The following is a 24,318-nucleotide window of genomic DNA, read 5'->3' on the forward strand; positions in this document are numbered from 1 at the left end:
GCTGATTGCCGCTCAGCGCGTGCAGTACCAGCGACCGGTGGGTATTCAGTACCCCCTTCGGCTTTCCCGTCGTCCCGGAGGTATAGCATAGCGAGGCCGGAGAATGTTCGCTCACCTCGGGCCAGCGCTATGCCGGATCCGCTTCAGTAACCAGCTCATCAAAGAACAGTAGCGAGTCCAGCGCGGCGAGCGCCTCCTCATTCCGCGGTTCCAGCAACACAAAGTGCTTTACCGTCGGCAACCGGGGCCGCAGCGCGCAGATAAGCGGCAGAAAGGTGTGGTCGAAAAACAGAATCTCGTCCGCGGCGTCATTGATGATAAATACGAGGTGTTCTGTGGACAGGCGCGGGTTAATGGTATGCGTCACCCATCCCCCTGAACTGATGCCAAAATAGATTTCCAGATGGCGGCGATTATTCCATGCCAGTGTGCCGCAGCGGGTGCCAGTCGGAAGACCCAGTCGGCTCATGGAGGAGGCCAGAAGCCGGGCGTTATACGCCACTCCTCCCCAGGTGCTGTACTCCCTTCCCCCCGATGTTCCGACTGAGACAATTCCCGTATCGCTATGATATCGCGCGGCATGTTCAATGAGCGCCCGGGTCGTTAAATCCTGATACATCATCGGTTGATGCATGACTGATACTCCGCGACTTTCTGATGTAGTGTGTAGGTGACGCGGTCTGGTGTGACCCCGAACGCTCACTAAATCTGGCAATAACCGGGGCAACCGGCCAAAACAGATGAGCAAAATTTAGCGTTCACGCACAACAATCAGCGCCTGATCGCGCAGAATGTGATGGAAGATGGCTTTTCACGCGCCGCGACGGAAACCGTTATCCGGCAGAAGAGAGAGTCCGATTCATGACGGACGGTACAATACAGCGGCGCGCGGAGAAAAAGGCGCAAGTGATACTCTCGCCGCGTTCCGCACGCAGTGATGAAATTTTCAGTTGCCGGGCTCGGGATGCGGGACCGCAAATTTATATCCTTTTCCCCAGACCGTCAGAATAAACGCCGGCTCCGCCGGATTGTCTTCTATTTTAATCCTCAGCCGATTAATGTGCATGTTGACCGTATACTCATACCCTTCGTGCTGATAGCCCCAGACCTGGTTGAGTAAACTGATGCGGGAAAAAACCTTATCGGGATGCCTGGCAAAGAACCACAGCAGATCGAACTCGCGCGGCGTCAGATCAAGCGGGAGATCGCGCAGGCGCGCTTCGCGCGCAAGCGGGTCGATGGTCAGCCGGTCAATGTGCAGAACACCGGCCTCCTGCATCCTGTTCTGACTCATAGCCTCCTGACGGCGGAAGAGTGCTTTCACCCGCGCCACCAGCTCCAACATAGAAAAAGGCTTCGCCAGGTAATCATCCGCCCCTAGCTCCAGCCCGAGGACGCGATGAAGTTCACTTGAGCGCGCGCTGATGATGACTATCGGCATATAGCTTGCCATAGTGCGGGCATGCCGGCAGATCTCCAGACCATCGATGCCCGGTAGCATAAGGTCGAGGATCAGCGCATCCCAGCCGCCCTGCCTGACCATCGCCAGCCCGCCGACGCCCTCCGCAGCATGGCTGATTTCATAGCCCGCCTCGCGTAAGTGCAGTTGCAGAAGCTCGGCGATATTTTCGTCATCTTCAATAATTAACACTTTTTTGGGCTTCATCACCGCCGCCTTATTGAACTCTGTCAGAGAAAGTCTATACGACCTTCGCATCGCGAGTTATCACATTTAATTTAACTTTTCGTGATACATCGGCGAACAGATTCAGGCCACACTGTCATTAACGCCATAACCGGGAATATCACGATGAACAGCCCCTCGAATCAGGTTAAACCCGCTACCGTTCATCCTCTGTGGTTAAGAATTTGCCACTGGGTCAATGCACTTTCCATATTGATTATGGTAACCAGCGGCTGGCGTATTTATAACGCATCACCATTATTTAATTTTGAAATTCCGGATGTCCTGACACTTGGCGGTTGGCTGGCTGGCGCATTGCAATGGCATTTTTCCGCAATGTGGTTGTTTGCCCTTAACGGTGTACTTTACCTGCTGATGAATATTATCAGCGGGCGATTACAACGGCAATTCTGGCCACTGTCGCCACGAGGGGTGGTTCACGATTTTATTTCCGCACTACGCGGCAGGCTGACACATGACAATCCCGGCCATTATAACTACGTCCAGAAACTGGCCTATCTCTTCGTCATGCTCGATAGCATTATTCTGGTGCTATCCGGTTTGGTTATCTGGAAGTCGGTGCAATTTCCGCTGCTACGAATCTTGCTCGGAGGATATGACAACGCACGGCTGATTCATTTCCTGGCGATGTCGGCATTGCTGGGGTTTGTCGCTATTCATTTGCTGATGGTGCTGCTGGTGCCGAAAACGTTACTGGCGATGCTCCGCGGACGATAAGGTAAATATAATGAGCGATCATAAAAAGACATTCTCCGCCGCCGATAAGACGATCGTGGTTCAGGAGGCGAGCCGGGAAATCAACAAGCAACTCTCATCCGAAGGCCGCCGTCGCTTTCTCAGACAGGGGTTGACCTTTGGCGGCCTGATGCTGTTAACCGGTTGCGATATCAGCAATAACAGAGAGGTCGAAAAAACCTTAAGCCAGATCTCCCGATTTAACGATCGCATTCAACAGTGGTTATTTAATGCGCATAATCTTGCGCCAGTTTATCCCGAAAGTATGATCGCTCGCCCTTTCCCGTTTAATGCTTTTTACAGCGAGGAGCAGGCGCCAACAATCGACGGCAGCGATTATCGTCTTGAAATTGCGGGATTAGTGGCTGACAAACGCCCCTGGACACTTGCCGAACTCCATAAGATGGCGCAGGTCAGCCAGGTCACACGGCATATTTGCGTGGAAGGATGGAGTGCCATTGGTAAATGGGGTGGCGTTCCGTTTGCCTTATTTCTCAAAAGTATCGGCGCCGATCTTAGCGCCAGTTACGTCAGCTTTCGATGTGCTGATAATTATTATACCAGTATCGATATGGCCACTGCGCTCCATCCGCAAACGATGATTGCATTAACGTACGATGGTCAGATATTGCCCCGTAAATATGGTTTTCCGATGAAGTTAAGAATTCCGACAAAGCTCGGTTATAAAAACCCGAAGCATATTATGTCGATTGAAGTTACCAATCGCTACCCCGGCGGCTATTGGGAAGATCAGGGTTATAACTGGTTTGCTGGTAGTTAATTCGTGTCGTCATCATCCGTTATTTATAAAACATGAAGGAATTGCAAAATGAAAAAGATTAATACATTACTGATGTGCTCTGCATTGCTTTTTGGCATGTCCGGAGCGTACGCTGCCGATAATATGGCTAAAGATCATATGACCAAAGATAATATGCGTAAAATGTCTCACGACTGCAAAAAAGATGGCATGAAAAAGGAGTGTATGTCTAAAGATGAAATGTCTAAAGACACCATGTCGAAGGATAAAATGAGCAACGACGCCATGAGTCAAGACCGCATGACCAAAGAGTCAATGTCAAAAGACAAAATGGGTAAAGACACGATGGGCAAACAATAATCGCGCGGCCCGACGACGAGGTCAAAGGGGTTGCCTGCCGACTGGTCAGGTTACCCCTTTTCATCCCCTTATCCTGTGTGCGCCGCCTGGTCGCCAGCTGAAATCCGCAAAACGCCGGCCTGAACTTCAGCAATTAAAACCGTCGCCTTACGGGATCACCAATCTTTCAACAGTTGGTCGACGAACGCCGGTACAACCTCGCTCGCCAGACCGTAGTGTTTTTCTGCAAATTCACTGCCTACCTGGCTGGGTTCCAGATTGAGTTCTACGGTATGCGCCCCCTGCAAACGGGCTTCGTGCACAAAGCCCGCCGCCGGATAGACGTGCCCGGAAGTGCCGATGGCGATAAAGATATCGGCATCGGCCAACGCGCTGTAAATATCATCCATTCCCAGCGGCATCTCGCCAAACCAGACCACATGCGGGCGTAGCGGCGCCGGGAACTGGCAGCAGTGGCACTTATCTTCCGCCGTGACGTCTCCGGTCCACTCCAGCACCTGACCGCTCCATGAACAGCGCACCTTCAACAGCTCGCCGTGCATATGAATCACCCGGCGGTTTCCCGCACGTTCGTGCAGATTATCAATGTTCTGAGTGACCAATACAAAGCGATCGCCCAACTCCGCTTCCAGTCGCGCCAGCGCCTGATGTGCCGCATTCGGCTTTATCTCCGGGCTTTGCAACTGACGGCGACGGGCGTTATAAAACGCCTGTACCAGCGCCGGATCGCGGGCGAAGCCTTCCGGCGTCGCCACATCTTCCACCCGGTGCTCTTCCCACAAACCATCGGCAGCGCGAAACGTTTTAATACCGGACTCCGCCGAAATACCAGCGCCGGTCAGCACCACAACTCTGGGCTTAGCTATTGCTTCCACAACCGCCTTATCCTCTTTAAAAAAAATCCGCTGGCGCAGACGTTCACGCAAGCGACGTTTATTACGACGAAAACGGCTCAATCGGTGTAAGCGGCGCGACAACATAGCTCCCCCTGTGGTTAATGAGTCAAATGAAGGAAGGCCGCACCGCGCATACCTCCGGCATCGCCATGGCGCGCACGTTCAATACGCGGTACCCGGGCAACGGGAAGTAAATGTCGCGGCAGGCGTTGCGCCAGCCCTTCGCTTATGGCAGTAAAGTTGGATAATCCTCCGCCAAGCACCAGCAGATCCGGATCAACAATAGTCAGAATATTACCCAGACAGACCGCCAGCAGGTCAAGATAGCGCTCGACATGCTCGCGCGCCCGCGCATCACCTTGCTGCCACAGTGCCACGATTTCGGGCGAGGTGATGGCGTGTTGATAGACATGTTCATAAAGCCAGGCAAATCCACGCCCGGAAAGATAGTTTTCAATGCAGCCCAGCTGGCCGCAGCCACAGCGGGTGAGCGGGAAATCACGGCCCACTACCTCCAGCGCATCCACCGGCAGTCGGATATGGCCAAATTCACCGGTAATATAGCTATGTCCGGTAATCGATTTGCCGTTGAGAACCAGGCCACCGCCCACACCAGTGCCGAGAATCAGCCCCATGACCAGCGGATATTGCGTAAATTCATCGTCCCAGGCTTCGGAGAGAGCAAAGCAGTTGGCATCGTTATCCAGACGGACTTCACGCCCGAGTCGGGCGCTCAGGTCACTACGCAGCGACTGACCGCTGGCAGCAGGAACGTTGGCGGCATACAGCGTACCGTCCGCCGTTTCCGGCATCCCCGGAATCCCAATCCCCACCGTCCCCTGACAGTGAAAGCGACTGTCAGCTTCATGTACCAGCGCTTCAACCACCTGTAGAAAGTCGGCATAACTCTCCTTCGGCGTGGCAACGCGTTTTTCCCACTGCAATCGTCGCGCTTTATCAAATACGCCCAGCGCTATCTTGCTACCGCCAATATCAAATCCGTAGTACATAGCCATTCCTCTTTACTGACCGAAAGGTCAGGACGTAAAGAGTGGATTACCGAGGTTCTTGTCGGCCCGCGAAGCGGCGTCGGGCGCCATGTCGGGTGCGGCTTCGCCTTCCCCGAACGACGAGTTCAACCTCCGCAATCCACTGAATTACTGGCCACTCAGCACCCTCGCCGGGTCAATGCGGCTGGCGCGGCGGGCAGGATACCAGCTGGCCAGCAAACTCAGCAACAGTGCCGTCACCAGCACATAAATGACATCCAGCCAGTGCAGTTCAGACGGCAGGAAGTCAATAAAATAGATGTCGCCGGACAAGAATTTGTGCCCAATCAGGTATTCGAGGCCGTTAATGATGGACGTCAGATTCAGCGCACAAACGACACCTATAGCCACGCCAATCAGGCTCCCGACCGAACCGGCAAGTAAACCATACCAGACAAAAATAGCGCGGATCAGGCCGTCTTTCGCCCCGAGCGTGCGCAGTACCGCAATATCGCTGCTTTTATCTTTCACCGCCATCACCAGGGTGGAAACGATATTAAAGCAGGCCACGCCGATCACCAGCACCATCGCCAGGTACATAATGGCGCGGATCATCTGAATATCACGATACATATAACCGTAAGTCCCGATCCAGCTCTTGATGTAAACGTAGCTGTTCGTCACTTCACCGGCATCACGCACCAGTGTGTTGGCGTGGAAGACATCGGTGACTTTAATCGCAATCCCGGTCACGCTGCCAGCCATATCCAGATACTGTTGCGCATCGCTCATCGGGATCATCGCAAAACTGTGATCGAGCTGGCCGCTGAGCTGCAAAATCCCGGTCACATGCAGCCTGACGCGTTTCGGCTGCAGGAGCTGATGTTCAGCGTCAGAGTTGGGGATCATGATGGAAACCCAGTCGCCCTGCTTCACGTGCAGCGCATCTGCCACCCCTTTACCGAGAATGATCTGCTGTTCACCGGCTTTAAAAGTAGCCCACGCGTTATTCTGGACAAACTGAGGCAGCGAACTCAGACGACTTTCCTGCTGCGGATCGACCCCCTTGACCTGAATGGCGCGCATGTTGCTGCCGCTCTCCACCAGCCCGGTAAAGTTAATGTACGGCGCGGCGGCAACGATGCCTTTGACCTTTTCCACCTTCGCCAGCGCGTCGTTCCAGTTGGTCCACGGCTGCTTCACCGGCTCGATTTCGCCATGTGGAACCACCGCCAGAATGCGATTGTTCAACTCACGTTCAAAGCCGTTCATTGCGCTGAGGCCGACGATTAAAACCGCGACCCCGAGCGCAATCCCGATCGTCGAAATCACCGAAATCAGCGACACCATGCCGCCACGCCGCCGCCCGCGGCTAAAACGCAGGGCAATCAATAACGATAACGGAGAAGTCATTACCTGGCCCCCATCAGGGTCAGTTTCGCGTCCAGATGGCCATCACGCATTTCCAGTTGGCGGTTCATCCGCCTGGCCAGTTGCAGATCGTGGGTCACCACCAGGAAAGCGGTGCGCTGGGCAACGTTCAATTCCCCCAGCAGTTGAAAAATACTGTCGGCGTTACGGGCATCAAGGTTACCGGTCGGTTCATCCGCCAGCACCAACCGTGGCTTGTTGACCAGCGCCCGGGCAATCGCCACACGCTGGCGTTCGCCGCCTGAAAGCTCTGACGGGCGGTGGTTGCTACGGTGCTCCAGCCCCACGGCATGCAGCATCGCCTTGGCCTGACGTTCGATATCCGATGCTTTCTGCTTGCCAATCAGCAGTGGCATTGCCACGTTTTCGAGGGCGGTGAAATCCGGCAACAGATGGTGAAACTGGTAGATAAAGCCGAGTTCACGGTTACGCAGATCGGCACGCGCGGCTGCGGAGAGCCGGTTCATCGACTGTCCGGAGAAAATCACATCCCCGGAGGTCGGCGTATCCAGCCCGCCGAGCAGATGGAGCAGCGTACTTTTCCCGGAACCCGAGGTACCGACAATCGCCATCATCTCCCCTTCTTCAATACTGAAGCTGACATTGTGCAACACGTCGGTTTGCACACTGCCTTCCTGATAGCGTTTGCACAGATTGTCGCATTGCAGCAGGATCTTATTCATAACGTAAAGCCTCAGCGGGTTGAGTGGCGGCAGCGCGCCAGGAAGGATACAACGTTGATAACAATGCCAGCACCATGGCCACCAGGACGATAATCGTCACCTGCAAAGGCTCGATTGCGACCGGTAGTGCAGCGCCGTCAAGGAACGCGCCGATAATCGGCATTAAATTATTCAACTGGCTGGCAAGCAGCACACCGAGTCCGGCGCCAAGCAGTGCACCGACGATCCCGGCGCTGGCCCCCTGGACCATAAAGACCATCATAATCTGTCGCGGCGTCAGCCCCAGGGTTTGCAAAATCGCCACCTCGCCCTGTTTTTCCATGACCATCATTCCCAACGAGGTAATGATATTAAACGCCGCGACGGCCACGATCAGGCTCAGCAGCAGGCCCATCATATTTTTTTCCATGCGCACGGCCTGGAACAGCTCGCCTTTCCGCTCGCGCCAGTCCTGCCACTTCGTCCCCTGCGGCAACGCCTGCTGGCTGAGAGTATCCACCTGCAAAGGCTGGCTCAGCCACAGGCGCCAGCCGGTAATGTTACCCAACGGGTAGAGCATCAGCCGCGAGGCGTCGTCGATATTGGTCAACATCTGATAGCCGTCCACTTCACTGTTGGCGGCAAAGGTGCCGATAACGTTAAACAGTCGTTGGCTCGGCACACGGCCCATCGGCGTGAACTGACTGGCAGAAGGCACCATGACGCGAATCCGATCGCCGCGGTTGACCCCGAGCTGACTGGCCAGCTGTTCGCCAAGAATGACGTTATATTTCCCGGCCTGAAGATCGCTTTGCTTCACGTTTACGAGATACGGAGTGAGCGGATCGTTCTGCGTCGGGTCGATCCCCAGCATCACACCCACCGCAACGCTGCGGGCGCTTTGCAGCACCACATCGCCGGTCGTTAATGGCGCAATGCGCGTGACGCCCTGTAATTTGATGGCGCTCTCCGGCAGTTGCTGAGGGTTCACCGAGCCCTGCTGTGCGCTGATCATGGCCTGCGGCATCAGCCCCAGGATGTTGTTCTGCAGCTCGCGCTCGAAGCCATTCATGACCGAAAGCACGGTCACCAGCGCCATCACGCCAAGCGTAATGCCGATGGTGGATAGCCAGGAGACGAAACGACCGAAGCGGTCGGCTGCGCGCCCGCGCATGTAGCGAAGGCCGATAAAAAGTGCGGCAGGTTGGTACATGTAATCCATCTGGTTGCTGATAGCCGATGCACGAGTATATATGGCATAGCACAACGCGTAAATCACTGATACGGTAAGTTTTTGTAGCAAAACAAGAAAAAAGTAGAGATAAATCAAATGGATATTTAATTAGTCAGCGCTTATCTATCAGAATCTTTCACCGCAGCGGCCCCTCACGCCGTCAATGAGGTTGGCGAATACGGGTCAATCGCGGATAATCATCAGCATTGAATATTAGCGGTTTGCCCTGATATACCCGTCATACTGCAAGCTGCATGTGCATTGACGACGCTGGTTTACCCGAATCCCTTACCTGCGTAAGCTCATCGGGAAGCCATTGGGAAAATGAGTAAGAGACATCCGGGCCTCTCGCCAGAGGCAGCGTCGACTGTTCACGTTCGTTCCTGACGAATTTGTCGCTCACTTGCCGCATAACCTGGCCTTTGGTCGGCCCCTTCGGGGTCAGTGCAAGCGCGGTTCAACAACGCCTGAGGTGTTTTTGAACCGCCAATCGAAATATTTAGGGTACATATACAGAGCGAATCAAGAAGGGATCCTGATAACAGCTATGCCTCAACAATATCGATACACACTGCCGGTCAAGCCCGGCGAACAGCGGCACCTCGGTGAATTAACCGGCGCGGCTTGTGCCACGTTGGTTGCGGAAATGGCCGAGCGCCACAGCGGGCCGGTCATACTCGTCGCCCCCGATATGCAAAATGCCCTGCGCCTGAATGATGAAATTCGCCAGTTTACCGACAGCATGGTGACAGGACTGGCAGACTGGGAAACGTTACCTTACGATAGCTTCTCGCCGCATCAGGACATTATCTCTTCCCGTCTCGCCACTCTCTATCAATTACCCACCATGCAGCGCGGCGTACTGATCGTGCCGGTCAGCACGTTAATGCAACGCGTCTGTCCGCATAATTTCCTCCACGGACACGCGCTGGTGATGAAAAAAGGCCAGCGTCTGTCGCGTGACAGCCTGCGAACTCAGTTGGATAGCGCCGGCTATCGCCATGTGGATCAGGTGATGGAACACGGGGAGTATGCCACCCGCGGCGCCCTGCTTGACCTGTTCCCGATGGGGAGCGAGCAACCTTATCGCCTCGACTTCTTCGATGATGAAATCGACAGCCTGCGCCTGTTCGACGTGGACAGTCAGCGGACGCTGGAAGAGGTGACTGCCATTAATTTGCTGCCCGCGCATGAGTTTCCGACCGATCAGGCGGCAATTGAGCTGTTCCGTAGCCAGTGGCGCGATCGCTTTGAGGTCAAACGCGACGCCGAACATATCTATCAGCAAGTCAGTAAAGGGACATTACCGACCGGTATCGAATACTGGCAGCCGCTGTTTTTCAATGAACCTCTGCCGCCGCTGTTCAGTTACTTCCCGGCGAACGCCCTGATCGTAAATACCGGCGATCTGGAAGCCAGCGCCGGGCGTTTTCAAAACGAAACCCGCGCCCGTTTTGAAAGCCGCGGCGTCGACCCGATGCGTCCCCTGCTCCCACCGGAACAGCTCTGGCTGCGAATCGATGAACTGTTCAGCGAGCTGAAAAAATGGCCGCGTATCCAGTTAAAAACGGAACATCTGGCTGACAAAGCCGCCAATACTAACCTCGGCTATCAGAAGCTACCGGACCTCTCTATTCAGGCGCAGAACAAAGCGCCGCTGGACAATCTGCGCCGCTTCCTCGACGCCTTTACCGGTCCGGTTATTTTCTCGGTGGAGAGCGAAGGTCGCCGCGAAGCGCTGGGCGAAGTGTTGGCGCGCATCAAAATCGCGCCGAAACATATTCTGCGTCTGGAAGAAACCACCGGCAACGGCCGCTATTTAATGATCGGTGCCGCCGAACACGGGTTTATCGATAGCCAGCGTAACCTGGCACTGATTTGCGAAAGCGACCTGCTGGGCGAGCGCGTGGCGCGTCGTCGCCAGGATTCGCGACGCACGATTAACCCTGATACCTTAATCCGTAACCTGGCGGAACTGCATATCGGCCAGCCGGTAGTACACCTGGAGCATGGCGTTGGCCGATATGCCGGCATGACCACGCTGGAAGCAGGCGGCATCAAAGGGGAATACCTGATGCTGACCTACGCCAACGACGCCAAACTGTATGTACCGGTGTCATCATTGCATCTGATAAGCCGCTATGCCGGCGGTGCGGAAGAGAGCGCCCCGCTACATAAACTCGGTGGTGATGCCTGGGCACGCGCGCGGCAGAAAGCGGCAGAAAAAGTACGCGATGTGGCAGCGGAACTGCTCGATATTTACGCCCAGCGCGCGGCGAAAGCGGGCTTCGCCTTTAAGTACGACCGCGAACAGTATCAGCTGTTCTGCGACGGTTTCCCGTTTGAAACCACGCCGGATCAGGCGCAGGCGATTAACGCCGTTCTCAGCGACATGTGTCAACCGCTGGCCATGGACCGTCTGGTCTGTGGCGACGTCGGCTTCGGTAAAACCGAAGTGGCGATGCGTGCCGCCTTCCTGGCGGTGGAGAACCACAAGCAGGTCGCGGTCCTGGTGCCGACCACCCTGCTCGCTCAGCAGCACTTCGATAACTTCTGCGACCGCTTCGCCAACTGGCCGGTGCGTATTGAAATGCTGTCGCGCTTTCGCAGCGCTAAAGAGCAGGCGCAGATTCTTGAACAGGCCGCCGAGGGTAAAATCGATATTCTTATCGGCACACACAAGCTGCTACAAAGCGAAGTCAAGCTGCGCGACCTTGGGCTGCTGATCGTCGATGAAGAGCACCGCTTCGGGGTCCGCCACAAAGAGCGAATCAAAGCAATGCGGGCCGATGTCGATATTCTGACCCTGACCGCCACGCCGATTCCACGCACGCTGAACATGGCAATGAGCGGCATGCGGGATCTGTCGATTATTGCCACGCCGCCCGCCCGCCGTCTGGCGGTGAAAACCTTCGTCCGGGAGTATGACTCGCTGGTGGTTCGCGAGGCGATTCTGCGTGAAGTGCTTCGCGGCGGCCAGGTCTACTACCTCTATAACGACGTAGAGAATATCCAGAAAGCAGCGGATCGACTCGCGGAGCTGGTACCGGAGGCGCGTATTGCCATCGGTCACGGGCAGATGCGCGAGCGCGAGCTGGAACGGGTAATGAATGATTTCCACCACCAGCGTTTTAACGTGCTGGTCTGTACCACCATTATTGAGACCGGGATCGATATCCCGACCGCCAATACCATTATCATCGAGCGCGCGGACCATTTCGGTCTGGCTCAGTTGCACCAGTTGCGCGGACGCGTCGGCCGTTCGCATCATCAGGCCTATGCCTGGCTGCTGACGCCACACCCGAAAGCGATGACCACCGATGCGCAAAAGCGCCTGGAAGCCATCGCCTCGCTGGAGGATCTTGGCGCCGGTTTCGCGCTGGCCACGCATGACCTCGAAATACGCGGTGCCGGCGAGTTGCTGGGCGAAGATCAGAGCGGGCAGATGACCACCATCGGTTTTTCGCTCTATATGGAGCTTCTGGAAAATGCTGTCGATGCGCTGAAAGCCGGACGCGAGCCTTCGCTTGAGGATCTGACCAGCCAGCAGACTGAAGTTGAGCTGCGTATGCCCTCACTGTTGCCGGACGACTTTATTCCGGATGTGAATACCCGACTCTCGTTCTATAAGCGGATTGCCAGCGCCAGGCATGAGCACGATCTGGAAGAGATTAAAGTCGAACTGATCGACCGCTTCGGTCCGCTACCGGATGCGGCGAGAAACCTGCTGGATATCGCCCGCCTGCGTCAACAGGCGCAGAAACTGGGTGTCCGTAAGCTGGAGGGCAATGATAAAGGCGGCGTGATTGAGTTCAATGAAAAGAACAACGTCAACCCGGTGTGGCTGATTGGCCTGCTGCAAAAACAGCCTCAGCACTTCCGCCTGGATGGCCCGACGCGGCTTAAGTTCGTGCAGGAACTTGGCGAACGTAAAACGCGTATGGAGTGGGTCCGCCAGTTTATGCGTCAGTTAGAAGAGAACGCGACCGCATAATCGCAGCAAGGAAGACGGCGTCCGTCGTCGTCTTCCTTGCCTGTTTTCTTCCATCGCCGTTACACCCGGTAAACTTTACAAATGTTTTGCAATTCACCAGGGTTTCCCCACAGATACCCGCGCGATAATTCCCGCCTGTTTCCTCATAAAAAATAACCACTTATTTATTATGACTACTTTCGTGTCGCGTTTCCCTCTGTGGCTGGCAATGGCGGTCGTTGCTACCGTTCTGGCCCTCCCCGCCCACGCTAATACCTGGCTCTTGCCGCCTTCTGGCAGCCGCCTCGTCGGGCAAAATCAGTTTCACGTCGTCCAGAATAACGGCGGTTCTCTGGAGGCTATCGCTAAAAAATACAACGTGGGCTTTCTGGCATTGCTTCAGGCGAATCCCGGCGTCGATCCTTACGTTCCGCGTGCCGGCAGCGTACTGACCATTCCACTCCAGGCGCTACTGCCAGAAGCGCCGCGCGAAGGGCTGGTGATTAATCTCGCCGAGCTTCGCCTCTACTATTACCCGCCGGGGAAAAATGAGGTCACCGTCTACCCTATCGGTATCGGCCAGTTGGGAGGCGATACCCTTACCCCAACGATGGTCACCACTGTCTCCGACAAGCGTGCAAATCCAACCTGGACGCCGACGGCCAATATTCGCGCACGGTATAAAGCGATGGGAATAGAGCTTCCGAGCGTGGTACCTGCCGGGCCGGATAACCCGATGGGCCATCATGCTATTCGCCTTGCGGCCTACGGTGGCGTCTATCTGCTGCATGGCACTAATGCCGATTTTGGTATCGGAATGCGTGTGAGCTCCGGCTGTATCCGCCTGCGTGATGATGACATCAAAAACCTGTTTAACCCCGTTACTCCAGGGACAAAAGTCAATATTATCAACACGCCAGTTAAAGTATCCGTGGAGCCTGACGGCAGGCATCTGGTGGAAATCCATCAGCCGCTGTCCAGACACTTAAATGATGATCCGCAGACGCTACCGATAGTCCTGAATCCTGAGATGACGGCATTTAAGCAGGCCGCGCAGACCAACCAGACGGTAATGGAGCGTGCGATGGCTCTGCGTTCAGGCATGCCAATTGACGTTACCCGCCATCACAATGCGGGCGAACAGTCATTATAAGTGCTTAATGACAGAAATAAAAAAACCGCAGATAGACTGAAGGCGGTTTTTTTATGGGATAACAAGCAGGGTAAAAACGCTTCGCGGTTTCATAAAGGGGTGAAAACCGCGTCACGTAAGTGGCATAACAGAGAACAACTTACTGCTCGCGGCCTGATAAAGGGGTCAGGAGTCGCGTTTTGTCAGTGGCATGACAGAGGTAAAACGAAACTTATTTGTAGATAACTGCAGTACCGTGCAGGGTGTTTGGACCCGTTACTGAGGTGATACGGAAAGAGGTCGCCCCCATTTCTTCCGCTTTCTGCGCCAACTGGTCTTCCAGCGAACCCAGGTTTGTCCCGGCGGAAGCAGAAACGGTACCGATTTTGTGTTGGCCCGCAGGTGTGGATTGCACTTCAACCGCCGCGAAGCTGGCGAAAGAAAGAGAACTCAGCACGGCGGCAAGCGTCAGCGTTTTGATGTTTTTCATGATGATTATACCTATGCAGATGATTTTAGTAGGGTCGTAAGAATTAACTTAACGATCGATAGTTAAATCATAATGTGACCCACATCACACGTCAATATATTTTTATAACGATCGTTCATTTATTTATAAAAAACTTAAAATTCATACATATATGAATTATTTATTTTTGCGGGTTCAGCGCTGGAAGGTTGTCACGTTTATTTTTATAATGCCTCTTCAACAAACCAACATAGGTACAGCGGCATCATGACAACTGACGTTCAAAGTTGCACAAAAAAAAGCCGTGGCCGACCCAAAGTGTTCGACAAGGAAGCGGCGCTGGATAAGGCTATGGCACTTTTCTGGCAACACGGCTACGAGGCAACTTCTCTTGCCGATCTGGTGGAGGCGACCGGGGCAAAAGCCCCGACGCTGTACGCTGAGTTCGTCAACAAGGAAGGGTTATTTCGCGCGGTTCTGGATCGCTATATTTCACGTTTTGCCGCCAGACACGAAGCGCTGTTGTTTGCCGAAGAAAAAACTGTCGATCGGGCGCTGCGGGACTATTTCACCGCCATTGCCACTTGCTTTACCAGCAAAGACACGCCGGCAGGCTGCTTTATGATCAATACTTCCGCGGCGCTGGCGGCGTCATCTACCGCGATCGCCGATACCATTAAGTCGCGGCACGCGATGCAGGAACAAACGCTGGCGCAATTCTTCCAGCAGCGGCAACTGCGCGGTGAGCTGCCGGAAAACGGCGATGTGCAACAGCTGGCGCAGTTCTTAAACTGCGTGTTGCAAGGGATGTCCATCAGCGCACGCGAAGGGGCTGATTTCACAAAGCTCATGCAAATCGTCGAGACTACCCTGCGGCTGTGGCCGCAAATCCTCCAGCACTAATTTGTGTTTCCCCCGGTGACGTTCGCCACCGGGTTTTCATCCCCCCCTGATTTACCCCCTGCTTTATTAGTGTTTTCACATCGTTACACGTATTTTTGTTGTAAATGATATTGATAACAATAATCACTACGTGCAAAATCCGCTCTCAAGTTTTTCTGTTTATTTCCACCTGTAACAATCGATGCGCCCACATCGAAAACTAAAAACAACATGAATACAGTTAACTCATAAAAGGAATGTGTATGAACAAGCGTCTCTGGGTGCTCAACCCACTGCTGCTGGCCACGGCTCTGCCCGTTTTTGGTGCGCAAGCTGATGAAGAAAACATGATCGTGAGCGCCAACCGAACTCACCGCACCGTCGCCGAAATGGCACAAACCACCTGGGTTATTGAGGGCCAGGAGATAGAACAACAGGTGCAGGGCGGAAAAGAGTTCAAAGACGTCCTGGCCCAGTTGATTCCCGGAATCGATGTCAGCAGCCAGGGACGAACCAACTACGGGATGAACATGCGTGGACGGGCTATCGTGGTGCTGATCGACGGCGTACGCCTTAACTCTTCCCGTACCGACAGCCGTCAGCTCGACGCTATTGACCCGTTCAACATTGATCATATTGAAGTCATCTCCGGCGCTACCTCGTTGTACGGCGGCGGTAGTACCGGCGGCCTTATCAATATTGTGACCAAAAAAGGGCAGCAGGAACCCCAGGTCGATCTGGAACTGGGCGGTAAAAGCGGATTTGCCAACAGCAACGATCATGACGAACGCGTAGCCGCAGCGGTCAGCGGCGGCACAGACCATGCTTCCGGGCGGTTATCAGTGGCATATCAGCGTTTTGGCGGCTGGTACGATGGCAATAACGATGCGCTGGTCCTCGATAATACTCAGACCGGTCTGCAGCACTCAGATCGCCTGGACGTCATGGGGACCGGCACCATCAACATTGACGATAACCGTCAGCTGCAGCTGGTGACGCAATATTATAAAAGCCAGGGCGATGATTACGGTCTGTATCTCGGCAAGAACATGTCAGCCGTCACCGGTGAGGGCAAAGCCTATACCACCGATGGGCTCAATTCCGACCGCGTTCCCGGTACCGAAAGGCATCTGATTAGCCTGCAATACTCCGATGCCGACTTCTATGGCCAGAATCTGGTCAGCCAGATCTATTATCGCGACGAGTCGCTGACCTTTTACCCCTTCCCGACGCTGACCAAAGGTCAGGTCAGCAGCTTCTCCGCGTCAAAGCAGGATACCGATCAGTACGGCGCGAAAATCACCCTTAACAGCCAACCGCTTGACGGCTGGGACCTGACCTGGGGAGTGGATGCCGACCACGAGACCTTCAATGCTAACCAGATGTTCTTCGACCTGAAGAGATCGATGGCGTCGGGCGGGCTGTACAACGAGGCTATCTATACGACGGGACGCTACCCGGGATACAGCATCACTAACCTGGCACCGTTCCTGCAGAGCAGCTATGACCTGAATGATATTTTTACCCTGAGCGGCGGCGTGCGCTATCAGTGGACGGAAAACCGGGTTGATGATTTTGTCGGCTACGCCCAGCAGCAGGATGTTGCCAGCGGCAAGGTGAAATCGGCCGATGCTATCCCGGGCGGTAAAACGGATTATGATAACTTCCTGTTTAACGCTGGCATTGTCGCCCACCTTACCGACCGCCAGCAGACCTGGTTTAACTTCTCACAGGGCGTCGAGCTACCGGACCCGGGTAAATACTATGGTATCGGCAAATACGGTGCGGCGGTCAACGGCAACTATCCCCTGCAGTCGAGCGTCAACGTGGGGGATTCGCCGCTGCAAGGGATCAAAGTCAACTCGTACGAACTGGGCTGGCGTTACACCGGTGATAACCTACGCACACAGCTGGCGGCATACTACTCCACCTCGGACAAAACCATTGTCGTTAACCGCAACGATATGACGATCAACGTGCAATCCGACAAGCGGCGTATTTACGGCGTGGAAGGAGCCGTCGATTACTTCTTCCCGGATAGCGACTGGAGCACCGGTGCGAACTTCAACGTGCTGAAATCCCAGGTGAAGGGTGACGGTAGCTGGCAAAAATGGGATGTGACACTCGCTTCGCCATCCAAAGCCACCGCCTGGGTCGGCTGGGCGCCAGATCCGTGGTCACTGCGCGTACAAACCCAGCAGGTGTTCGACTTGAGCGATGCCAGCGGTAATAAGCTCGACGGCTATAATACCGTAGACTTTATCGGCAGCTACGCGCTCCCGGTGGGCAAACTGACCTTCAGCATCGAAAACCTGCTGAACGAAGACTATGTCACCATCTGGGGACAGCGCGCCCCGCTGCTGTATAGTCCGACCTACGGCAGCAGCTCACTGTATGAATACAAAGGTCGTGGGCGTACCTTTGGCCTGAACTACGCCGTAAGCTTCTGATAAAAAAGCCCCTCAGCCTGAGTGCAAGAGGGGCAAATAACTGTTAACGTCTTTTTTACGCTTTGTTGTTGAGGATCAGCTGGCCGTTACTGTCCAGCGGAATTTGCGTACCGGGATCGTGTTCCATACGGATTTTTCCCCGCTGTTCGCCGATTTTGTAGGTCACATCGTAGCCCAGCATTTTATCCGACTTGTCGTATACCGTTTTACAGCGCTGCTGTGTGGTGGTGTAGGTGTCTCCTTCCTGCATTGACCCTTGAATCTGGTTACCGGCATAACCGCCGCCCAGCGCGCCTACCACGGTCGCCACGCTGCGGCCACGACCGCCACCAAACTGATGGCCGATGACCCCGCCGGCAACAGCGCCAAGAACGGAGCCGGCAATGCGGTTTTCATCCTGTACCGGGCGACGATGGGTCACGGTAACGTTGCGGCATTCCTGACGCGGAGTTTTTACGGTCTCTTTTATCGGTGTACTGGACACCACTTGCGCATATTGCGGGCCACGATCTAAGACGTTAAGACCAGCGACAGCTGCAACACCCAGCGCGGCAGCCACGCCAATCCCTATACCCGCTAACATTGATTTATTCACGGGGTATCCTCCCTTGTTGCTGATAGAAACAATTTTGCTATCGACCCAGGGACCTTGCAAATGAGAATACGGATGAAAAATGCGGGGAAAAGCGGAAAATGGAGTGGATTCAGAGGAATCTGAGATATTGTGCGCGAGATGGCAGACGGAAATTCTGTCATTGAGCCGGCAAGGTGATAACCGGCTCAGTATTCGCCGCTGCCCGCCATCCCGAACTGGCCTGCCGACGCAGTCCGGGAATGGGGTAAACAGACAATCAGTGCAGCTTCAGGCGCGGACGAATAATGCGGTTGATGCGACCTACCAGCATCATCAGTCCAGTCTTGCAGTAGCCGTGCAGCGCAATCTGGTGCATACGGTACAGAGAGATGTACACAAAACGCGCAATACGTCCTTCGACCATCATCGAACCGCGCATCAGGTTACCCATCAGGCTCCCCACGGTTGAGTAGTTGGAGAGCGAAACCAGCGAACCGTGATCTTTATAGGTGTAGGACTTCAACGGTTTGTCTTTCATCTGCGCCAGAATATTATTCAGCGCACAGGTCGCCATCTGGTGGGCCGCCTGGGCGCGCGGTGGTACAAATCCGCCTTCAGGACGCGCACAGGATGCGCAGTCGCCGATGGCATAAATATCCGGGTCGAGCGTCGTTTGCAGCGTTGGCTGAACCACCAGCTGGTTAATGCGGTTGGTTTCCAGACCGCCGATCTCTTTCATAAAGTCCGGCGCTTTGATCCCTGCCGCCCAGACCATCAGGTCAGCATTAATGAACTCGCCGTCTTTGGTGTGCAGGCCGTTCGCATCGGCGCTGGTGACCATGGTTTTCGTCAGGACGCGCACGCCAAGCTTCGTCAGCTCATTGTGAGCCGCGCCGGAAATACGCGGCGGCAGCGCAGGAAGAATACGCTCACCGGCTTCAACAAGGGTGACGTTCAATGCTTCGCTGGTCAGCCCTTTATAACCGTAGCTGTGCAGCTGTTTCACCGCATTATGCAACTCTGCGGAGAGCTCAACGCCGGTAGCCCCACCGCCAACGATCGCGATATTGACTTTGCCGTTGGCACCCAGGTTAGCTGAGTATTTCAGGAACAGGTTGAGCATTTCCTGATGGAAACGACGCGCCTGATGCGGGTTATCAAGGAAAATACAGTTCTCTTTGACGCCCGGAGTATTAAAGTCGTTAGAGGTACTGCCCAGCGCCATCACCAGCGTGTCGTACGGCAGCTTACGCTCGGCAACCAGCAGTTCGCCCTTCTCATCACTCAGCCTGGACAAGGTAATGGTTTTCGCTTCACGGTTAATATCCACCACTGAACCCAGTTGGAACTGAAAACCGTGATTGCGGGCGTGGGCCAGATAGCTCAGCGCATCGACGCCTTCATCGAGCGAACCGGTCGCCACTTCATGCAGCAACGGCTTCCACAGATGGCTATGATTACGATCCACCAGCGTGATTTTCGCTTTTTTGTTACGCCCCAGCTTTTTACCCAACTGAGTTGCCAGTTCCAGTCCACCGGCGCCGCCACCTACGATTACGATTCTTTTCAATGGTGTAGTCACGAGACCCCCTAAAAATATTAACCAATTGTTAATTAAAAGTTATACAAATAGCGCTTATTTAACAACAAGTTACAGCAGTGAAACCATTCAGCGAAATTGAGAATACCATGAACGGGTCATTGGTCATACCAAAATTGATATACATCAAGTTTTACCGCCTGTTTTTTAACCATGCCATTACTGGCGGCATAAAAAAAGCCCGCCGTATTCCTTCTACGACGGGCAGGAGGCCGGGATCGGATCAACCCAGGGTCTTAAAAGCTTTTATTCGCTGCAGATGGGGGGAGATGTTCTTGAATTTGTGGGTCTGTTCATTATCCCAGATGATTTCATAGTAGTGATGCAGCAGGTCAGCCGAACGCTGGCTGTCCAGCGCTTCATCCTGACGGGAGAGTATCACCAGACAACGGTCGCGGTTTTTCTCGCGGAAGTTGTTGACGCACTTGGTCCCGATATCAGCATACTCTTCAGGCCTGTCGATCTTGCCTTCCATGTTTTCAGCGGGAAACAGATTGGGGTTAAAAATGGCCTGACGCACATCGCAAAGGAAACCAATCCGTTCCGCCCAATAGCCGCCCAGACCGACGCCGCAAATCAGCGGCCGATCGTCAGTATTGAGCTGCAGCATTTTATCGACTTCTTTTAGCAAGTGCTGCATATCATGTTTTGGATGCCGCGTGCTATAGCTTATCAGACGCACATCGGGATCGATAAACTGCAGTTGCAGCACCTTCTCATGGTTTCCGGGACTGTTTGAGTCAAAACCGTGTAAATAGATAATCATCGCATCCTCACCAGACTTCAGGTCAATTACGCAGACTTCGCCTCTTGCCAACGCGCGTGGAGCTGCTCCAGCTGCGCATTAACCGTCTTCCAACGGGCAGAATCCCTTAACTCCTGACGGGTAAATGAGCTTTTATGATACAATTTCGTAACACGCTCTGCTTTGATCGGCGACAGGTTATCCAGCACGCTGACCGCACCCTTACGATTATTGCAGACCAGGATCATATCGCAACCCGCATCCAGCGATGCCTGCCCGCGTTCGGCATAGCTGCCCATAATCGCCGCCCCCTCCATCGACAGGTCGTCGGAGAAAATCACTCCGTCGAAACCTAACTCACCACGCAGCACCGTCTTCAGCCAGTGCGCTGAGCCGCTGGCCGGGCGCGGATCCACATCGCTGTAGATAACATGGGCAGGCATAATCGCGTCGAGACGATTTTCCGCCACCAGGGTGCGGAAAACCGCCATATCCCGGGCCCGAATCTCGGCTTCGGCCCGCGGATCTCGCGGCGTCTCTTTATGCGAATCCGCAGTCACGGCACCGTGCCCCGGGAAGTGTTTCCCGGTAGTTTTCATTCCCGCCTCGTGCATACCGTCGATAAAGCGGCGGGCGATAGCGAGCGCTTTATCCGGATCGTCATGATAAGCACGTTCGCCGATCGCGGCGCTGATGTGGCCAACATCGAGAACCGGTGCAAAGCTGATATCGATATCCATCGCGATCATTTCGCTGGCCATCAGCCATCCGGCCTGAGCCGCCAGCGCGCCGCCCTCTTCCATCCCCAGCAGCACCGCAAAAGATTGTGCGGCCGGCAGGCGGGTAAAGCCCTCACGAAAGCGCTGCACGCGGCCACCTTCCTGATCGACGGCCACCACCAGATGATTGCGCGAGGCCTCACGGATCTGGCGAACCAGCTCCCGCAGCTGGGCCGGATCGTGATAGTTGCGGGTGAATAAAATCAGCCCCCCCACCAGCGGATGTGCAAGAATCTCACGCTCTTCCGCATCCAGTTCAAACCCTTCGACATCCAACATTACCGGACCCACACTGACCTCTCTTATCCTTTTCATTCGTTGTCTAACTGACACCATGTTTCATCTGCCAGCGTGATAAATTGCCGGTCGCCGGTCTGCTGCCAACGGCGTTCATACCAGCCTGCCATCAACAATATGACCCACGGACGCCAGCGTTGAACCTGCCGCCACAGCAGACGCTCATCAAGGCGCGCCAGCCGGGCATACGCGGTGACCAGCAGACGATGCTTCGCCGGCGCAATCCACACTGCCGCCAACTCCAGCGCAATGTCGCCATCGCCGGCATATTCCCAGTCGATCAACCGCAGCCCCGTTTCCGTATGGACAATATTGCCGGCATGCACATCCATATGTAGCGGCGCCAGCCGCAAAGGGCGAGGTTCTCCGCGCTGTAACAAACGCTTATGCCAGCGTAGCCACCGCGGTGTACGCCGCGCGGGATCACACGCCAGCCAGTAGCGTTCAAGCAGCGGCACCAGCGCCACACGCCAGCCCAGACGCGGCTGCCGGTGCAGATGATACAATAACCCTGCCAGTTGCCGGCACTCCGGGAGCGCGCTTTTCATTTCGCCGTCGCAATATTCCACCACCATCCAGCCCGGCGAATAGAAAAACAGCGCGGGGACGACGGTCGTCGGCAGGCGAGACAGCGTGCGGTACTGGCGGAGGAATTCGCGGACGGGTGCGTCAGGGTCGTGCGGCTGGCGCAGGACCAGCCGCCGGACACCGTCGCTGATAATACAACTGCCGCCGCTCAGGCCATTCTGGCCCAGGCTGGCGACAGGTGAATAGCGGGGGAAAAAGCGCGACAACACCTCATCGCGCGTCAGTTTACTGTTGCTGAACGGCACCGTTACCTGACCAAATAATCTCGCCAGTCTGAACCAGCATCAGTTGCATTTTCAGCTCAGGTGAATTGACGTTACCGGTCGCGTTCGAGTACAGCACGTATTGAGCGCCCACGGTACGGGCAATCCCCATCGCTTTGCTGCGGCTGCCGAGACTATCCTGAGGGGATAAACCAAGTTGTTGTTTTGCCACACCCAACTGCTGGGCAGACACCAGCGTAAATTTGCCATTCCCGCTCAGGGCATTGCGTAATGCCGCCGTCGCGTCTGCGGCGTTAAGCGTGCCATTCGTGCGGTTATTCACGCTGTCGACCAGCAGAATACTCCCCGCATTGACCCCGCCTGCCTGCAGCATTTGCCCTACCATCGGCTGTACCGCCGCATTCCAGTCATAATGACGCACGCGCGGCGCTGGCTGCTGTTCGTGTTCAATCGGCCCCGGCTGCTCCGGAATAGTCGGAACCGTAGGTACGATTGGCACCGTCGGCTGCGGCTGCGTGGGCTGCGTGGGCTGCGTGGGCTGCGTGGGCTTAGGCTGCGCCTCCTCAACGGGAGCGGGCTCCTGGCGTTGCCCCACGCATCCAGCAAGGAATATCGCCAGTGCCGTGATTAATGCATAGCGACACATTTTAATCATTACAATTACCCCTTACAGATAAAGATACAGGCGGGCCTTATGTGCCCCCAAAATATTTGCGCTACCGTACAAGGTGACAGAAGAGTGCGCGGGCACCGTGATACTCCGGGCCGGCTCCAGCGGATGCATTTCCAGCCCTCTTGCGTCATACCAGAAGAAGCGGTAATGCACGGTGATCGGTTCCTGGCGCTCATTAAACAGTCTTGAGGTAGCGGTAGCCTGGATCTCTGAGGCCGTGACCTCTGGCGCATCGGCGCTGATGCCTGCCGCCAGCACGTTGGATTCCATGACCAGCGTCTGCTGCTCACCAACGGGGATTTCCGCAGGGGAACTGCATCCGACCAGGAGAACCGCCGCCAGAAGTGGGCCGAAATGAGCTGCGCGCATTGATTAACCTTTGTGAGCCAGCATCGGGCCCAGCGGGCGACCGCCCAGCAGGTGCATGTGGATATGGTAGACTTCCTGGCCGCCGTGGCGGTTGCAATTGACGATCAGACGATAGCCATCATCAGCAAGACCTTCATCACGGGCAATTTTCGCCGCAACGGTCATCATGCGCCCCAGTGTCAGTTCATGTTCAGCGGTCACATCGTTGACGGTAGGAATCAGGATATTGGGGACAATCAGAATGTGGGCCGGCGCCTGCGGGGAAATATCGCGAAAAGCGGTCACCAGTTCATCCTGATAAACCATATCCGACGGGATCTCCCGGCGAATGATTTTGCTAAAAATCGTTTCTTCTGCCATGACTGATTCCTTATTAATTTTTATACCGTGCTCTGGCCTGCCTCTGCAGATAAACGCGGATGCACAGGATTCGCCTAAGAGTATGAGCGAGTTACTCCCTCTCTTTCAACCTGAATGCGCTTTTTCTTATGTCGCACGGTGATAGCTGCTGATGGATTAATCATATCGTGACTTCAGGTTTTGCGCCGGGCTCGCTTAAGTGCCTTCTGACATCCCTGCTTATGCAGTTGACGCATTAAAGACGCCTGCCCACCTCTTTTTAGCCCCGACGCGCGCCACAGCTTTCACCCGGCAGGTTCAGGACAGTAAATAATCCACCTGCGTAGCAGGTGGCTTTGACACAGCCCCCTAAAAGGGGGCTTAAACACTCCCCTTCCAGTCCGGGCTGTATTTGTCTCTCTTCTTCCTCTTTGGCTACCTTGTCCTGGTAC

General features: G+C 54.9%; 22 protein-coding genes and 1 pseudogene. 7 read left to right on the forward strand and 16 right to left on the reverse strand.

Going from position 1 to position 24,318, the window contains the following annotated elements; translation table 11 throughout:
- Together ACZAHD_RS13445 and ACZAHD_RS13450 are read right to left on the reverse strand one after the other, a co-directional pair.
- Positions 1 to 634 (reverse strand): annotated as a pseudogene (locus ACZAHD_RS13445) (AMP-binding protein); the annotation flags it as partial.
- A 312-nt stretch (positions 635 to 946) separates the two neighbouring features.
- Entirely contained in the window at positions 947 to 1,669 is a 723-nt protein-coding gene (locus ACZAHD_RS13450; protein WP_462457222.1) for a response regulator transcription factor, read from the reverse strand.
- Positions 1,670 to 1,810: 141 nt separating this feature from the next.
- On the opposite strand from ACZAHD_RS13450, the gene ACZAHD_RS13455 reads away from it, so the two are divergent.
- From ACZAHD_RS13455 to ACZAHD_RS13465, 3 genes are read left to right on the forward strand one after another with little or no spacing between them, the layout of a single operon-like run.
- Positions 1,811 to 2,422, forward strand: a complete 612-nt coding sequence (locus ACZAHD_RS13455) for a cytochrome b/b6 domain-containing protein (RefSeq protein ID WP_462457223.1) — start codon at positions 1,811 to 1,813, stop codon at positions 2,420 to 2,422.
- Positions 2,423 to 2,432: 10 nt separating this feature from the next.
- A complete protein-coding gene (locus ACZAHD_RS13460; RefSeq protein WP_462457224.1) occupies positions 2,433 to 3,221 on the forward strand; it encodes a molybdopterin-dependent oxidoreductase in 789 nt (262 codons plus the stop codon).
- A 48-nt stretch (positions 3,222 to 3,269) separates the two neighbouring features.
- Positions 3,270 to 3,560 carry a pentapeptide MXKDX repeat protein gene (locus tag ACZAHD_RS13465; protein ID WP_462457225.1) on the forward strand — a complete coding sequence of 97 codons (291 nt, stop codon included), beginning with the start codon at positions 3,270 to 3,272 and terminating at the stop codon, positions 3,558 to 3,560.
- A 155-nt stretch (positions 3,561 to 3,715) separates the two neighbouring features.
- Here the strand turns inward: ACZAHD_RS13465 and cobB are convergent, their stop codons facing one another.
- The 5 genes from cobB to lolC all read right to left on the reverse strand — a co-directional run bounded on the left by cobB (position 3,716) and on the right by lolC (position 8,751).
- The gene (cobB, locus tag ACZAHD_RS13470) at positions 3,716 to 4,540 is read right to left on the reverse strand and encodes a Sir2 family NAD+-dependent deacetylase (protein ID WP_462457226.1); all 825 of its coding nucleotides are present in this window, start codon (positions 4,538 to 4,540) and stop codon (positions 3,716 to 3,718) included.
- A gap of 14 nt (positions 4,541 to 4,554) precedes the next feature.
- Positions 4,555 to 5,466 carry an N-acetylglucosamine kinase gene (nagK, locus tag ACZAHD_RS13475; protein WP_462457227.1) on the reverse strand — a complete coding sequence of 304 codons (912 nt, stop codon included), beginning with the start codon at positions 5,464 to 5,466 and terminating at the stop codon, positions 4,555 to 4,557.
- A gap of 147 nt (positions 5,467 to 5,613) precedes the next feature.
- Positions 5,614 to 6,858, reverse strand: coding sequence for a lipoprotein-releasing ABC transporter permease subunit LolE (lolE, locus tag ACZAHD_RS13480; RefSeq protein WP_462457228.1), 1,245 nt, complete (start codon positions 6,856 to 6,858; stop codon positions 5,614 to 5,616).
- Positions 6,858 to 7,559: a lipoprotein-releasing ABC transporter ATP-binding protein LolD gene (gene lolD / locus ACZAHD_RS13485; RefSeq protein WP_462457229.1), complete on the reverse strand. Its 702-nt coding sequence runs from the start codon at positions 7,557 to 7,559 to the stop codon at positions 6,858 to 6,860. The genes lolE and lolD overlap by 1 nt, the downstream gene beginning before the upstream one ends.
- On the reverse strand, positions 7,552 to 8,751 hold the full coding sequence (gene lolC / locus ACZAHD_RS13490; RefSeq protein ID WP_462457230.1) for a lipoprotein-releasing ABC transporter permease subunit LolC: 1,200 nt from the start codon (positions 8,749 to 8,751) through the stop codon (positions 7,552 to 7,554). The genes lolD and lolC overlap by 8 nt, the downstream gene beginning before the upstream one ends.
- Before the next feature lie 568 nt (positions 8,752 to 9,319).
- Here lolC and mfd point away from each other — a divergent pair.
- Both mfd and ldtC read left to right on the forward strand, forming a co-directional pair.
- Entirely contained in the window at positions 9,320 to 12,766 is a 3,447-nt protein-coding gene (mfd, locus tag ACZAHD_RS13495; protein WP_462457231.1) for a transcription-repair coupling factor, read from the forward strand.
- A gap of 169 nt (positions 12,767 to 12,935) precedes the next feature.
- Positions 12,936 to 13,898: a L,D-transpeptidase LdtC gene (gene ldtC / locus ACZAHD_RS13500; RefSeq protein ID WP_462457232.1), complete on the forward strand. Its 963-nt coding sequence runs from the start codon at positions 12,936 to 12,938 to the stop codon at positions 13,896 to 13,898.
- Between the two features lie 211 nt (positions 13,899 to 14,109).
- On the opposite strand, the gene bhsA is transcribed toward ldtC, so the two are convergent.
- Entirely contained in the window at positions 14,110 to 14,367 is a 258-nt protein-coding gene (gene bhsA / locus ACZAHD_RS13505) for a multiple stress resistance protein BhsA (RefSeq protein WP_004860548.1), read from the reverse strand.
- 246 nt (positions 14,368 to 14,613) lie between these two features.
- Here bhsA and ACZAHD_RS13510 point away from each other — a divergent pair, with 246 nt between their 5' ends.
- Together ACZAHD_RS13510 and ACZAHD_RS13515 are read left to right on the forward strand one after the other, a co-directional pair.
- Positions 14,614 to 15,249, forward strand: coding sequence for a TetR/AcrR family transcriptional regulator (locus ACZAHD_RS13510; RefSeq protein ID WP_462457233.1), 636 nt, complete (start codon positions 14,614 to 14,616; stop codon positions 15,247 to 15,249).
- Positions 15,250 to 15,491: 242 nt separating this feature from the next.
- Complete coding sequence (locus tag ACZAHD_RS13515; protein ID WP_462457234.1) at positions 15,492 to 17,678, forward strand: TonB-dependent siderophore receptor; 2,187 nt, start codon at positions 15,492 to 15,494, stop codon at positions 17,676 to 17,678.
- A gap of 55 nt (positions 17,679 to 17,733) precedes the next feature.
- On the opposite strand, the gene ACZAHD_RS13520 is transcribed toward ACZAHD_RS13515, so the two are convergent.
- From ACZAHD_RS13520 to hinT, 8 genes are all read right to left on the reverse strand, one after another.
- On the reverse strand, positions 17,734 to 18,273 hold the full coding sequence (locus ACZAHD_RS13520) for a glycine zipper 2TM domain-containing protein (protein ID WP_462457235.1): 540 nt from the start codon (positions 18,271 to 18,273) through the stop codon (positions 17,734 to 17,736).
- Positions 18,274 to 18,529: 256 nt separating this feature from the next.
- The gene (locus ACZAHD_RS13525) at positions 18,530 to 19,834 is read right to left on the reverse strand and encodes an NAD(P)/FAD-dependent oxidoreductase (protein ID WP_462457236.1); all 1,305 of its coding nucleotides are present in this window, start codon (positions 19,832 to 19,834) and stop codon (positions 18,530 to 18,532) included.
- Positions 19,835 to 20,075: 241 nt separating this feature from the next.
- The gene (gene ycfP / locus ACZAHD_RS13530) at positions 20,076 to 20,618 is read right to left on the reverse strand and encodes an alpha/beta hydrolase YcfP (protein ID WP_032688339.1); all 543 of its coding nucleotides are present in this window, start codon (positions 20,616 to 20,618) and stop codon (positions 20,076 to 20,078) included.
- 26 nt (positions 20,619 to 20,644) lie between these two features.
- A complete protein-coding gene (gene nagZ / locus ACZAHD_RS13535) occupies positions 20,645 to 21,667 on the reverse strand; it encodes a beta-N-acetylhexosaminidase (protein WP_462457237.1) in 1,023 nt (340 codons plus the stop codon).
- 20 nt (positions 21,668 to 21,687) lie between these two features.
- Positions 21,688 to 22,506 (reverse strand): thiamine kinase, encoded by an 819-nt coding sequence (thiK, locus tag ACZAHD_RS13540; RefSeq protein ID WP_462457238.1) that lies wholly within the window; start codon positions 22,504 to 22,506, stop codon positions 21,688 to 21,690.
- Positions 22,487 to 23,131 carry a penicillin-binding protein activator LpoB gene (lpoB, locus tag ACZAHD_RS13545; RefSeq protein ID WP_462457241.1) on the reverse strand — a complete coding sequence of 215 codons (645 nt, stop codon included), beginning with the start codon at positions 23,129 to 23,131 and terminating at the stop codon, positions 22,487 to 22,489. Before lpoB ends, thiK begins: the two co-directional genes overlap by 20 nt.
- A gap of 21 nt (positions 23,132 to 23,152) precedes the next feature.
- A complete protein-coding gene (locus tag ACZAHD_RS13550; RefSeq protein ID WP_462457239.1) occupies positions 23,153 to 23,527 on the reverse strand; it encodes a YcfL family protein in 375 nt (124 codons plus the stop codon).
- 3 nt (positions 23,528 to 23,530) lie between these two features.
- The gene (gene hinT / locus ACZAHD_RS13555; RefSeq protein WP_462457240.1) at positions 23,531 to 23,887 is read right to left on the reverse strand and encodes a purine nucleoside phosphoramidase; all 357 of its coding nucleotides are present in this window, start codon (positions 23,885 to 23,887) and stop codon (positions 23,531 to 23,533) included.
- Between the last annotated feature and the right edge of the window lie 431 nt (positions 23,888 to 24,318).

The organism is Raoultella sp. (genome assembly GCF_039594335.1).
Lineage (GTDB): Bacteria > Pseudomonadota > Gammaproteobacteria > Enterobacterales > Enterobacteriaceae > Klebsiella.

What these genes read in the sequence shown, in the direction of transcription:
- mfd (WP_462457231.1), top strand. Translation starts at nt 9,320, where the DNA reads ATGCCTCAACAATATCGATACACACTGCCGGTCAAGCCCGGCGAACAG.
- lolD (WP_462457229.1), bottom strand. Translation starts at nt 7,559, where the DNA reads ATGAATAAGATCCTGCTGCAATGCGACAATCTGTGCAAACGCTATCAG.
- ACZAHD_RS13550 (WP_462457239.1), bottom strand. Translation starts at nt 23,527, where the DNA reads ATGCGCGCAGCTCATTTCGGCCCACTTCTGGCGGCGGTTCTCCTGGTC.
- hinT (WP_462457240.1), bottom strand. Translation starts at nt 23,887, where the DNA reads ATGGCAGAAGAAACGATTTTTAGCAAAATCATTCGCCGGGAGATCCCG.
- ACZAHD_RS13515 (WP_462457234.1), top strand. Translation starts at nt 15,492, where the DNA reads ATGAACAAGCGTCTCTGGGTGCTCAACCCACTGCTGCTGGCCACGGCT.
- lolE (WP_462457228.1), bottom strand. Translation starts at nt 6,858, where the DNA reads ATGACTTCTCCGTTATCGTTATTGATTGCCCTGCGTTTTAGCCGCGGG.
- lolC (WP_462457230.1), bottom strand. Translation starts at nt 8,751, where the DNA reads ATGTACCAACCTGCCGCACTTTTTATCGGCCTTCGCTACATGCGCGGG.
- bhsA (WP_004860548.1), bottom strand. Translation starts at nt 14,367, where the DNA reads ATGAAAAACATCAAAACGCTGACGCTTGCCGCCGTGCTGAGTTCTCTT.
- ycfP (WP_032688339.1), bottom strand. Translation starts at nt 20,618, where the DNA reads ATGATTATCTATTTACACGGTTTTGACTCAAACAGTCCCGGAAACCAT.
- ldtC (WP_462457232.1), top strand. Translation starts at nt 12,936, where the DNA reads ATGACTACTTTCGTGTCGCGTTTCCCTCTGTGGCTGGCAATGGCGGTC.
- ACZAHD_RS13465 (WP_462457225.1), top strand. Translation starts at nt 3,270, where the DNA reads ATGAAAAAGATTAATACATTACTGATGTGCTCTGCATTGCTTTTTGGC.
- ACZAHD_RS13510 (WP_462457233.1), top strand. Translation starts at nt 14,614, where the DNA reads ATGACAACTGACGTTCAAAGTTGCACAAAAAAAAGCCGTGGCCGACCC.
- nagK (WP_462457227.1), bottom strand. Translation starts at nt 5,466, where the DNA reads ATGTACTACGGATTTGATATTGGCGGTAGCAAGATAGCGCTGGGCGTA.
- cobB (WP_462457226.1), bottom strand. Translation starts at nt 4,540, where the DNA reads ATGTTGTCGCGCCGCTTACACCGATTGAGCCGTTTTCGTCGTAATAAA.
- ACZAHD_RS13460 (WP_462457224.1), top strand. Translation starts at nt 2,433, where the DNA reads ATGAGCGATCATAAAAAGACATTCTCCGCCGCCGATAAGACGATCGTG.
- lpoB (WP_462457241.1), bottom strand. Translation starts at nt 23,131, where the DNA reads ATGTGTCGCTATGCATTAATCACGGCACTGGCGATATTCCTTGCTGGA.
- ACZAHD_RS13455 (WP_462457223.1), top strand. Translation starts at nt 1,811, where the DNA reads ATGAACAGCCCCTCGAATCAGGTTAAACCCGCTACCGTTCATCCTCTG.